Annotated in this window: 9 protein-coding genes; 5 read left to right on the forward strand and 4 right to left on the reverse strand. The window is 73.0% G+C overall.

The window, feature by feature from the left end:
* Complete coding sequence (locus ACFVZH_RS30710; RefSeq protein ID WP_384902382.1) at positions 1-471, reverse strand: cation:proton antiporter regulatory subunit; 471 nt, start codon at positions 469-471, stop codon at positions 1-3.
* A gap of 279 nt (positions 472-750) precedes the next feature.
* Here ACFVZH_RS30710 and ACFVZH_RS30715 point away from each other — a divergent pair, with 279 nt between their 5' ends.
* Together ACFVZH_RS30715 and ACFVZH_RS30720 are read left to right on the forward strand one after the other, a co-directional pair.
* Entirely contained in the window at positions 751-1,713 is a 963-nt protein-coding gene (locus ACFVZH_RS30715) for a HAMP domain-containing sensor histidine kinase (RefSeq protein ID WP_384902460.1), read from the forward strand.
* Positions 1,710-2,390 (forward strand): response regulator, encoded by a 681-nt coding sequence (locus tag ACFVZH_RS30720; protein ID WP_384902384.1) that lies wholly within the window; start codon positions 1,710-1,712, stop codon positions 2,388-2,390. Before ACFVZH_RS30715 ends, ACFVZH_RS30720 begins: the two co-directional genes overlap by 4 nt.
* On the opposite strand, the gene ACFVZH_RS30725 is transcribed toward ACFVZH_RS30720, so the two are convergent.
* The 3 genes from ACFVZH_RS30725 to ACFVZH_RS30735 form a co-directional block, all read right to left on the reverse strand.
* The gene (locus ACFVZH_RS30725; protein ID WP_384902386.1) at positions 2,350-3,162 is read right to left on the reverse strand and encodes a hypothetical protein; all 813 of its coding nucleotides are present in this window, start codon (positions 3,160-3,162) and stop codon (positions 2,350-2,352) included. The two genes, ACFVZH_RS30720 and ACFVZH_RS30725, sit on opposite strands and share 41 nt — an antisense overlap.
* A 3-nt stretch (positions 3,163-3,165) precedes the next feature.
* Positions 3,166-3,738, reverse strand: coding sequence for an RNA polymerase sigma factor (locus ACFVZH_RS30730; RefSeq protein ID WP_384902388.1), 573 nt, complete (start codon positions 3,736-3,738; stop codon positions 3,166-3,168).
* 100 nt (positions 3,739-3,838) lie between these two features.
* The gene (locus tag ACFVZH_RS30735; protein ID WP_384902390.1) at positions 3,839-4,315 is read right to left on the reverse strand and encodes a hypothetical protein; all 477 of its coding nucleotides are present in this window, start codon (positions 4,313-4,315) and stop codon (positions 3,839-3,841) included.
* Positions 4,316-4,544: 229 nt separating this feature from the next.
* On the opposite strand from ACFVZH_RS30735, the gene ACFVZH_RS30740 reads away from it, so the two are divergent.
* From ACFVZH_RS30740 to ACFVZH_RS30750, 3 genes are all read left to right on the forward strand, one after another.
* Positions 4,545-4,967 (forward strand): trypco2 family protein, encoded by a 423-nt coding sequence (locus ACFVZH_RS30740; protein ID WP_384902392.1) that lies wholly within the window; start codon positions 4,545-4,547, stop codon positions 4,965-4,967.
* A gap of 1 nt (position 4,968) precedes the next feature.
* Positions 4,969-9,129, forward strand: a complete 4,161-nt coding sequence (gene fxsT, locus ACFVZH_RS30745; RefSeq protein ID WP_384902394.1) for an FxSxx-COOH system tetratricopeptide repeat protein — start codon at positions 4,969-4,971, stop codon at positions 9,127-9,129.
* Between the two features lie 792 nt (positions 9,130-9,921).
* Positions 9,922-11,400: a sugar transferase gene (locus tag ACFVZH_RS30750; RefSeq protein WP_384902396.1), complete on the forward strand. Its 1,479-nt coding sequence runs from the start codon at positions 9,922-9,924 to the stop codon at positions 11,398-11,400.
* Positions 11,401-11,429: the final 29 nt, after the last annotated feature.

Genomic DNA, 11,429 nt, shown 5'->3' on the forward strand with positions numbered 1-11,429 from the left:
TCACTCCTGTCCGAGGATCGCGGCCGCCGCGTCGACGCCCTCGCGCGTGCCGATCACGATGAGCGTGTCACCGCCGGCGAGCCGGAACGCCGGCGTCGGGGACGGTATCGCCCCGGAGCGGCGCAGCACGGCGACGACGGAGGCGCCCGCCTCGGTCCGCATCCGCGTCTCGCCGAGCACGCGCCCGTTCCAGTACGAGTGGGCGGACAGCTCGATCCGCTCGGCGACCAGGCCGAGGTCGGTGGTGTGGAGCACGCTGGGGCTGTGGTGCGCGGGCATCAGCGCGTCGATCAGCGAGGCCGTCTCCCCCTCGGTGAGGTGGAGCGACTGGGCGCAGGCGTCGGGGTCGTCGGCCCGGTAGACGTTCACGGTGCGGGTGCCGTCGCGGTGCGCGATGACCGACAGCTCCCGGTGCTCCCGCGTGGTGAAGTCGTACTGGACTCCGATGCCGGGCAGGGGTGTCGTTCTCATCCGCGGAGCAGGCACAGGCCCGTCCCTCCCAAGGGTCGTGAGCGGTCGTGGCAGGGGGCGGCCGGGCACGGCCACAGGGCGGAGACCGGGTGACGGCTCCGCTCGCCACCCCCGTGGCCCGGTCATGGTGCCATCTCCCCGGAGCCCCGCGACATGGGTGTCGGCACGGATGGACAAGACCCCGTGCCGCTGGTCAGGATGGGGCGGGGACATGGGTCCCGCCGCAGGTCAGAGGGGATGACGGCGGCGTACGACGGCTACCGGCGGGAGGAGTGGATCGTGTCGCTGTACTGGCGCGTCTTCCTCCTGAACGCCTCGGTCCTCGTCGTGGCCGTGCTACTGCTGTTCGGTCCCGTCACGGTCTCCACCCCGGTCCTCCTGGGCGAGGCGGTCGTCCTCGTGGCCGGGCTGCTCGCCATGCTCGTCGCCAACGCGGTCCTCCTCCGGATCGGCCTCGCGCCGCTCCAGCGCCTCACCCGCGCCATGCGGACGGCGGACCTGCTGCGGCCGGGGCGGCGGGCGCCGGTGGCGGGGCGGGGCGAGGTCGCCGACCTGACCCGTACGTTCAACACCATGCTCGACCGGCTCGAGGCCGAGCGGGCCGCCAGCAGCGCGCGCGTGCTGTCCGCGCAGGAGGCGGAGCGCCGGCGCATCGCGCAGGAGCTGCACGACGAGGTGGGACAGACCCTCACCGCCGTACTCCTCCAGCTGAAGGTCGCCGCCGACCACGCCCCCGACGAGCTGCGTCCCGAACTCCGGCAGGCGCAGGAGACCACCCGGGCAAGCCTCGACGAGATCCGGCGCATCGCACGCCGTCTGCGGCCGGGCGTCCTGGAGGAGCTCGGTCTGCACAGCGCGCTGCGCTCCCTGGCCTCCGAGTTCTCCACGCGCGGGCTGTCCGTGCGTCCCCGCATCGACACCGGCCTGCCGCCGCTCGACCCCGAGACCGAACTCGTCCTGTACCGGGTGGCCCAGGAGGGCCTCACCAACACGGCCCGCCACTCGGGCGCGAGCCACGTCGACCTGTGCCTGCGCCTGCTGCCCCACGGCGGGGTGCGTCTGCTGGTCCGCGACGACGGCCGCGGCACGGGACGGGCCGCCGAAGGCGCCGGCCTCCGCGGGATGCGCGAACGCGCCCTGCTCATCGGCGCGGAACTCACCGTCGGCGACGCCGACGGCGGGGGCACCGAAGTCCGCCTGGACACCAGGGGTGCCGGGAACCCGAAGGCGGAGGCACCATGACCGAACCGTCCGGTACGACGACTCCCCCGCGCCCCACCCGGATCCTGCTCGCCGACGACCACGCCCTCGTGCGCGGCGGAGTCCGGCTCATCCTCGACGCCGAACCGGACCTCACCGTCGTCGCCGAGGCCGCGGACGGGGCCGAGGCCGTGGCGCTGGCCCGCTCCGGCGGGATCGACCTGGCGGTCCTGGACATCTCCATGCCCCGCCGCACCGGTCTGCAGGCGGCCCGCGAACTCAGCCGCCTCCGGCCGGAGCTGCGGATCCTGATCCTGACCATGTACGACAACGAGCAGTACTTCTTCGAGGCGCTCAAGGCGGGCGCGAGCGGCTACGTCCTCAAGTCCGTCGCCGACCGCGACCTGGTCGAGGCGTGCCGCGCGGCCGTACGCGACGAGCCGTTCATCTACCCCGGCGCCGAGACCGCCCTCGTCCGCAGCTACCTCGACCGCGCGGAACAGGGCAGGCCCCTCCCCGCCAAGGCCGTCACCGAGCGCGAGGAGGAGATCCTCAAACTCGTCGCCGAGGGCCACAGTTCCAAGGAGATCGCCGAACTCCTCGTCATCAGCCCCAAGACCGTCGAACGCCACCGCGCCAACATCCTGCAGAAGCTCGGCATGCGCGACCGCCTGGAGCTCACCCGTTACGCGATTCGGGTGGGCCTGGTCGAACCGTAGCGCCGTACGGCCCGGCGGTCGCCCGGCCGTTCGCCGCCTTGCCCGGGCGCGGCGAGGGGGTGCCCGGTCCGACGCCGTTCCTCGTTCCGGGCCCGGCGGCCGGGTCGTGGCCGGGGTGCGGGGGGTGGCCGCAGCCGCCCTGGCCCGGGGTCGCGTCCTCGCCGGCCTTCTCCGCCATCCGGGGCTTCTCCGGCTTCTCCGGCCTCTGCCCCTTGTCCGGCTTCTCCGGCGTCCGGGGCTTCTCCGCCTTGTCCGGCTTCCCGTACGCGCGGCACAGGTCGTCGCGGCCGCCGGCCGGCGGCGGGGGGTGGCCGTCCGGGTGGACCGGGGTGCTGGTCTCCGGCGGTCCGGGGGGTGTCGACCCGGCCCTCGTCCGGCCGGGGGCCGGGGCGGGCGTGCTGCCGACGGCACGGGGTTCGGGGGCCGGGGAGGGGGTGCCGGGGAAACGGTCGGGGAGGCCGCCGGTGGCGACGGCCACGCCGCCCAGCGTGACGCTGGCGATCAGCGCGGCCACCGCCGTCCTGACGGAACGCACGGGGCGCCGCCGTCCGGTGGCGGGGGTCCAGTCGTCGCGGCGGCGCGTCGGCCGTGCCCTGTGCAGGCCCGCGTCGCGGGCGGCCCGGAAGGCGGCGACGGCGCGCGCCTCGGCCTCCCGCGCCGTCGGGTCGCCGTCCGGGGTGGGGCCGTCGGCGGGGCGGGCCCGCCCGGTCGGGGCGCCGAGCGCGGCCCGCAGGGAGTCCTCCAGGGCGCCGTTCCGCTGATCGTCAGGCATACGTCACCTCTCCCTCCCCGTGAGTTGCCGCGCAAGTCGCTTCAATCCCCTATGTGCCGCGGACCGTACCGCACCGGGACGCTTGCCCAGCACCCGGGCGGCCGTCGGTCCGTCGAGGCCGACGACGACGCGCAGCAGCACGGCCTCGGCCTGGTCCCGCGGCAGGCCCGCGATCAGGGCCAGCGCGTGCTCCGTCGACAGGGCGTCCAGGGCCTCGCCGGCCGCGTCCCCCGTGGCGGGGAGGTCCAGTACGTCCTGCTCGATGCCGGTGGGGCGCGGCCGGGACCGTACACGGCGCAGATGGTCGAGGGCACGGTGGCGGGCGATGGTCGCGGTCCAGCCGCGGAAGCCCGCGCTGTCGCCGCGGAAGCGGCCGAGGTCCCGGGCGATCTCCAGCCACGCGTCGGAGGCCACGTCCTCGGCGTCGTCGCCGACGATTCCCCTCAGGTAACCGAGGAGGCCGGGCTGGACGATCCGGTACGCCGTCGCGAAGGCGTCCTCGTCGCCGTGCCGGGCCCGCTCGACGGCGGCGCCGAGCTCCGCGTCCCGCTCGGGGCCGTGTGCCGCGGTGGGCACCCGCCCCGTTCCCTCGCCCACACGACCCTCTTCACAACCGTACGCGTTCCGGACTCCCGGTCGCGCCGAGGGACCGGAAGGCGTTCATCCTGTCAGACTGTCAACAGGTGTGCGCCGACGGCCTGTCGGCTCTGCGGACCGGACCCCGGCTCAGGCGGGGCGACCGGCGCCCGTGCAGGGTGAGGAAGTAGGTCTGGAGGGACTCACCGGGGCCTATCTCGAAGCGGTTGACCGTGCGGCCGAGCGGATTCCACACCCGTCCGTCCGGCATCCGCACCCCGACGGGGTGCGCGAAGACGGACCGCAGCAGGTGCCCGGGCGGGAGGTCCACCCACACCGCCCCCGCCTCCCGTACCAACACCTCGCCCACGTACGCCCCCAGGCCCGTCAGCGGTCCGGCCACCTCGTCCCGCCCGGCCCCACCCCTGCGCAGCCCGTCGATCAGCCGGTCCACCAGGCGCAGGCTGCCCGCCGTGTAGTCCAGGGGCAGCCGCCCTCTGGCGGCCACGCCCTCGACGAACTCGGCGGCGTGCCGGCCCATGTCGGCCGCGCACAACGTCAGGCACTCGCGATCCATCGGTGACCACCCTCCCCATCGAAGCGGCGGAACTCGCCAGGTGATCAAGCGGATCTGACCCCACGAACATCACGCGTCACACGCGTGACCCTCGTCACAGAATCCCCTGGGGTCACCACGCGCCCCGGGGGTGGGAACGGACCGGCGAACGCCTGCGGTGGGTGGGGCGTATAGGACAGACTTCTGTCCGGGACGTCACCACAGGGTGTCACTGGACGAGGGGGATCCCATGGACAGGGGAATTTCACTGGCCGAGGCGCTGAGCGAACTGCGCCAGGAGTTGTACGCGGCTCAGGACGAGGGCTCCCACGAGCAGTTCCGGTTCGAGGTGGAGCAGGCCGAGGTGACACTCGAGCTGGAGTTCCGCCGGGACGGCAACGGCAAGGTGAACGTCGAGGTCGGGGCGTTCGGCGCCAAGGTCGCCGGGGAGGCCGGCGGCGCGCTGGGCAGCACCCTGCGCCAGACCCTGACCCTCACCCTCCAGGTCCACGACGAAGCGCTGGGCGGCGAGCGGGCCAAGATCCGCCGCGCCGAGGGCGGCCTGGAGCCGACCGGCGCCCCCACGGCGGCGCAGGGCTCCGCCGACGCCCCGCCGGCCGCCGCCACCGTTCCCGACCAGAAGGGCGTCGGACTGCGGCCGTGGGAGGTATGAGGTGGACCCACGACGCCTCGTACGGGTCGCCACCGGCGGCCCGCAGGGATGCGGCTCCGGCTATCTCGTAGGCCCCCATCTGGTCCTGACGGCCCTGCACGTGGTCCGGCCCGAAGGCCACTGGGCCGAACAGGTCGAGACCCACGTCGGCCACACCCACTTCGGGGAACTCGAACGACGCCGGGCGCAGGTCTGCTGGCCGGACCCGCTGCAGGACGCCCCTCCACCGGACGCCCTGGACATCGCCCTGCTCTGGCTCGACGAACCGGTGCCGACCACCGGCGGCGCGGTGGCCTGGGGCCGTCCCGGCGGCACCGGCGCGATGCCGTACAGCGGCGCCGGATTCCCCGCGTTCGCCGCCGACGCCGGGAGCCCCGCACAGGTCGAGGACCTGCGCGGCGAGCTGTCCGCGGTCTCCACGTCCATGGCCGGCTGGGTGCTGGACTGCCGGATCTGGCCCGCACCCGGACGCGCGGGCAAGCGGCCGTGGGCCGGGGCGTCGGGCTCGGCGATCTTCTGCCACGGCCGGCTCGTGGGGGTGGCCGTCGAGGACAACCGCACCATGGACTGGCGCCGCCTCCACGCCGCGCCCATCCACAAGGCGCTGGCCCTGCCGGACTTCGCCCGGATCGTCGCCCGCCACGCGCACCCGGGTACCTCCACGTTGCCGGAGGAGGTGACCGCCGACCACGGAACGGCCGCGCCGGCCCGCCCCGCCGTGGTGTGGCCGGTCGAAGTGGGCCCGGTGCCCACGCAGGCCACGGCCTTCCAGTCACGCAGCGTCCTGCGCGAGCGCATCGACGCGACGCGGTCGGCCGGCGGGTCGGTGGTCCTGACCCAGGTGCTCGCCGGCGGAGGAGGGGTCGGCAAGACCCAGCTCGCCGCCGCCTGCGCCACCGACTTCCTCGACGAGGGCGCCGACCTCGTCGTCTGGGCGCCCGCGACCGAACTCCAGCAGGTGATCACCCAGTACGCCCAGGCCGCGGCCGACCTCCAGCTGCCCGGTGCGACCGGCGACGACCCGGAAGCCGACGCCCGGGCCCTGCTGAAGTGGCTGGCCACGACGTCCAGGCGGTGGCTCGTCGTCCTCGACGACATCACCGATCCGGCCACGCTGGGCACCTGGTGGCCCGTCAGCCGGACCGGGACGGGGTGGGTCCTGGCCACCACCCGCCTCAACGACGCCCGCCTCACCGGCGGCGGGCGCACGCGGATCGACATCACCGTGTACACGCCGGAGGAGTCCCTCTCCTATCTCGGACAACGCCTCGACGGCGACCGCATGGGCCACCTGCTCGACGACCAGGCCCCCGCCCTCGCCGAAGCCCTCGGGCACCTGCCCCTCGCCCTGGGCCTCGCGGCCGCCCACATGCTCAACGAGAACCTCACCTGCACCCAGTACTTGGGCCGGTTCGACAACCGCGCCACCCGCCTGGCCGACGCGCTGCCCGAATCCGCCGACACCGAGGGCTACGGCCGGCAGATCACCGTCGCGCTCCTCCTCTCCCTCGACGCGGCCCGCTCCGCCGACACCACGGGACTCGCCGTCCCCGCGCTGCGGCTCGCCGCCCTCCTCGACCCCGCCGGTCACCCCCGCGCCCTCTGGGCCGCCACCCCCCTCCTCGACCACCTCACCACCCACCGGCCGGACGACACCCCGGTCACCGAGGCGGAGGCCCACAGCGTCCTCCAGCTCCTCCACCGCTACGCCCTCATCACGTACGACACCCCCGCCGAACCCCGTGCCCTCCGCATCCACGCCCTCACCGCCCGCGCCGTACTCGAGGACACCCCGGAGGCCGAGCTCCGCGACCTCGCCGTCGTCGTCGCGCAGGGCCTCGTCTCCATCTGGCCCGAAACCGACCAGTCCCAGCCGGACTTCGCCGCCGCCCTGCGCACCAACACCGACACGCTGGCCCGGCACGCCCACGACCACCTCTGGGACAGCGAGGGAGGGCGCCTGGTCCTCTACCGGGCCGGCGACAGTCTCCTCTCGGCGGGCTTCCCCAGCGCCGCGACCGCGTACTGGGAGCGCCTCGTCCCCCTCGCCGAGGCGAAGCTCGGCGAAGACCATCCGGAACTCCCCCCGGTCCGCGTCAGACTGGCCGGCGCGTACCGCCACGCGGGCCGCACCCAACAGGCGATCGCCCTGTTGGAACAGGCCGTACCCGCATGCGAGCGGCTGCTCGGACCCGACCACCGCGACACCCTCACGGCCCGCACCAACCTGGCCGGCTCCTACCAGCAAGCGGGCCGCACCCAGGAGGCGATCGGCCTGCTGGAACAGGTGAACGCGGACCGCGAGCGGCTCCTCGGACCCGACCACCCCAGCACTCTCGCGGTCCGCGGCAACCTGGCCACCTCCTACCAGTACGCGGGCCGCACCCAGGAGGCGCTGACCCTGCTGGAACGAGTCGTGGCGGACTGCGAGCGGGTCCTCGGGCACGATCACCCCAACACCCTCACGGCCCGCGGCAGCCTGGCGGGCTCGTACCAGCAGGCGGGCCGTCTCCAGGACGCCGTCGACCTCCTGGAACAGGTGACCGTCGATCACCGGCGCGTGCTCGGGGTCGACCACCCCGAGACGCTCACGGCCCGCAGCAATCTGGCCGGCTCCTACCAGCAAGCGGGCCGTATCCACGAGGCGATCGGCCTGCTGGAACGCCTGGTGACGGACTGCGAGCGGCTCGCCGGCCCCGACCATCCCCGGACCCTCACGGTCCGGGGCAACCTGGCCGGGTCGTACCGGGGCGCGGGCCGCACCCACGAGGCGGTCGACGGCCTGGAACGCCTGTTGGCGGACTGCGAGCGGATCCTCGGCCCCGACCACCCCAACACCCTGTCGGTGCGGGGCAACCTGGCCAGCTCGTACCAGCAGGCGGGCCACACCCAGCGGGCCACGGCCCTCCTGGAACAGGTGGCGGCGGATCACGAGCGGCTGCTCGGGCACGACCATCCCAGCAGCCTGACGGCCCGGGGCAACCTGGCCAACTCGTACCAGCAGGCGGGCCACACCCGGAAGGCGATCGACCTGCTGGAACAGGCGGTGGCCGACGCCGAGCGGATACTCGGGCACGATCACCCCGAGACCCTCACGGCCCGCAGCAGCCTGGCCAACTCGTACCAGCAGGGCGGCCACACCCAGAAGTCGATCGACCTGCTGGAAGGCGTCGCGGCGGACCGCGACCGGCTGCTCGGATCCGACCATCCCAGCGCCCTCACCACCCTCGGCTGTCTCGCCAACTCGTACTACCAGGCCGGCCGCACGCAAGAGGCCGTGGACCTGCTGGAACAGGTGGCGGCGGATCACGGGCGACTGCTCGGAGGACACCACCCCGACACCCTCATAGCCCGCAGCAACCTGGCCAGCGGGTACCAACGGGCAGGCCGTATCCAACAAGCCGTGGACCTCGTGGAGCAGGTGGCGGCGGACAGCCAACGGCTGCTCGGCCCCCACCACCCCAACACCCTCACGACCCTCGCCAACCTGGCCGGCGCGTACCAGCACGCCGGTCACACCCAGCGATCCATCGACCTCCTCGAACAGGTGTCCGTCGACAGTGAGCGGCTGCTCGGCGCCCACCACCCCGAGACCCTCAAGGCGCGCGGCAACCTGGCCGCCTCCTACCAACAGTCGGACCGCACCTGGGAGGCGATCGCCCTCCTGGAGCACGTCGTGGCGGACTGCGAGCGGAACCTCGGGGTCCACCATCCCGAGACCCTCGCCGCCCGCGGCAACCTCGCCGGCTCCTACCAGGAAGCGGGCCGCACCTGGAAGGCCATCGCCCTCATGGAGCAGGTCGCCGCCGACTGCGCACGCGTCCTCGGTCACCACCACCCGAACTCGCTCACCGCCCGCGCCAACCTGGCCGGCTCGTACCACCAGGCCGGCCGCATCGCCAAGGCGGTGACCCTCATGGAACGCGTCACCGCCGACTGCCTCCGCATTCTCGGCCCCGAACACCCCGGCACCCTCACCGCCCGCGGCAACCTCGCCATCGGCTACTCGGACGCGGGCAGCATCCACAAGGGCCTCGCCATGCTGGAGAAGGTCGTCGCGGACTGCGAGCGCATCCTCGGTCCCGACCACCCCGGCACCGTCAGGGCCCGCACCAACCTGATCAAGGCCAGACAGCGCCGCAGGGTGAGGCGCATCCGGTAGGGCGTGGAAGGAGCAGGCCGCCGAATACCGGAATCCTGTATTCAGATGGCCTATTCACGGGCTTCACGATTGCTTCACACTCCACATAAACCACCTCGGGGGCGATGCAAAGAATGATCCACGTGAAGGTAAAAACCTAAGTCAGACCCCTTTCCAGCCCTTACGGCCAGGCCCTGCGGCGCGGCGATCACCCCCTGCGTGGCGCGAATGTCGATCAAGCTCTCCCCCGTGGACCGCGGCGTGAACAGTGCGAGAACGGAGCCGAACTCCGGCTTAAAGAAGGCTTGTTGGGGCCCGGCAAGCGCAGCTCCACGGGGGCCGCGGCCGGGGCCGAGCGGGCTGTTCCGGCGTGCCGCGAGGGCACGGAACCCGTCGCCCGTCGCCGATCTTTGGCCAACCTCAAAGCTTGACCACGAATTGCACACATCCCCTCTCCATACGTGGCCCCGATGGTCTAGATTGACCGTGCTTCAGCTGTTCGGATACGAGGCGACCACTAACGATCAATAGGTCCGGCGCTACGGAAGGTCAGCAGTCGCGCGCCCCGCGCAAGGCGTGGGGTGGTCAGTTCTTGGGGCCCTAGGGGGGGCCTCGGGTGCGGGGAGCGCCCGGGGTTTCAGCGGGTTCCCGAACACTTGGAGAGTCTGGCGGGACAGGCAGGTCTGCTGTCGCCGGCTGGTTGCTCGGTAACCGAGACAGCCGGCACGTCATGTGCGGGAGGGCGGGGGCCTCCCGGGGGGAGGAACAGTGTTAGGCGAGCACGTCGAATCACTGGGGGACCTGGGGGGTTCTGTGCGGCAGGGGGGAGTAGTCAGCCCGTTTCCGTCGACGCGTGGGCGTCTGGCGGAGGGGGCCATCAGCCGGTCCGCGATCGACTGGGAGCAGCGGTACCGCCGTACCGTGATCATCAGCGACACGGTGGCCACCGCCTTCGTCGTGGCGGCGATCGGGAACTTCTTCGGGTCCCGGGACGCGGCCAACTGGCATGAGAAGTGGGGCATTCTCGCGTTCGGCACCGAGCTGCTGGTGCTGGCGGCACTGGCGGTGAGCCGATCGTGGGCTCCGGCCGTCCTCGGCCAGGGCGCCGAGGAGTTCCGCCGGCTCGGACGCTCCCTGTTCACGGCGACCGTCGTGCTGGCGCTCGGCGGCATCGCCCTCACCTCGCGCAACATCAAGCTGTGGATCTTCGTCGCGATCCCCGCGATCGCACTCACCACCATGACGGCGCGGTACCTGCTGCGCCTCTGGCTGCACAAACACCGCAAGGAAGGACGGTGCCTGCGACCGGTGCTCGCCGCCGGGAGCCCGGCCACCGTGAGCGACCTGATCACCCGGACCCGCAAGTTCCCGCACCTCGGCTGGCGGGTGGAAGCCGTGTGCACGACGGACGGTCTCGGGCCGGACGGAGACCAGCTGGACGGAGTGCCGGTCGTCGGCCGGCTGGCGGACGTCGCCAACCACGTCCGCCGCGACGGCTACCGCGTCGTCGCGGTCACACCGGACCCGCACTGGTCGCCGGACCGACTGCAGCGGCTGGCCTGGAACCTGGAGGGAAGCGACGCCGAGATGGTCGTGGCGCCCGTGCTGATGGAGGTGGCCGGCCCGCGGCTGCACGTCGACGCGGTGCTGGGGATCCCGCTGCTGCGGGTCAGCATGCCGACCTTCACCGGAGGCCGCCGCGCGTTCAAGGAGGTCGTCGACCGGTTGGGCGCGGTGATCCTGCTGCTGCTGTTCGCGCCGCTGATGCTGCTCGTCGGGCTGCTCGTGCTGCTGGACAGCCGGGGCGGGGCGTTCTACCGGCAGCGCAGGGTCGGCAAGGACGGCCGGGAGTTCACCATTCTGAAGTTCCGCACCATGGTCGTCGGAGCCGACCGGGCACGCGACGAGCTGGCCGAGCTCAACGAGGGCGCCGGCCTGCTGTTCAAGCTGCGCCGGGATCCGCGGGTGACCCGGGTGGGATCGGTGCTGCGCCGCTACTCGCTCGACGAACTCCCGCAGCTCGTCAACGTGCTCACCGGCTCGATGTCGCTCGTCGGCCCGCGGCCCCCGCTGCCGGAGGAGTCCGCGGCGTACGGACCGGACATCCGGCGACGGCTGCTGGTGAAGCCCGGGCTCACCGGGCTGTGGCAGATCAGCGGGCGCAGCGACCTGTCGTGGGAGGAGGCGGTCCGGCTGGACCTCCGCTACGTGGAGGACTGGTCGCTCGCCCTGGACACGGTGATCTTGTGGAAGACGCTGCGTGCCGTGCTCTACGGGCAGGGGGCGTACTGATGCGCGGGGGTCGTCGTCCGGCCGACGCA

Source organism: Streptomyces sp. NPDC059534 (assembly GCF_042743475.1).
Lineage (GTDB): Bacteria > Actinomycetota > Actinomycetes > Streptomycetales > Streptomycetaceae > Streptomyces.

Coding starts and splice junctions, on each gene's coding strand:
- ACFVZH_RS30710 (WP_384902382.1), bottom strand. CDS start 471: ATGAGAACGACACCCCTGCCCGGCATCGGAGTCCAGTACGACTTCACC.
- ACFVZH_RS30720 (WP_384902384.1), top strand. CDS start 1,710: ATGACCGAACCGTCCGGTACGACGACTCCCCCGCGCCCCACCCGGATC.
- ACFVZH_RS30725 (WP_384902386.1), bottom strand. CDS start 3,162: ATGCCTGACGATCAGCGGAACGGCGCCCTGGAGGACTCCCTGCGGGCC.
- ACFVZH_RS30735 (WP_384902390.1), bottom strand. CDS start 4,315: ATGGATCGCGAGTGCCTGACGTTGTGCGCGGCCGACATGGGCCGGCAC.
- ACFVZH_RS30740 (WP_384902392.1), top strand. CDS start 4,545: ATGGACAGGGGAATTTCACTGGCCGAGGCGCTGAGCGAACTGCGCCAG.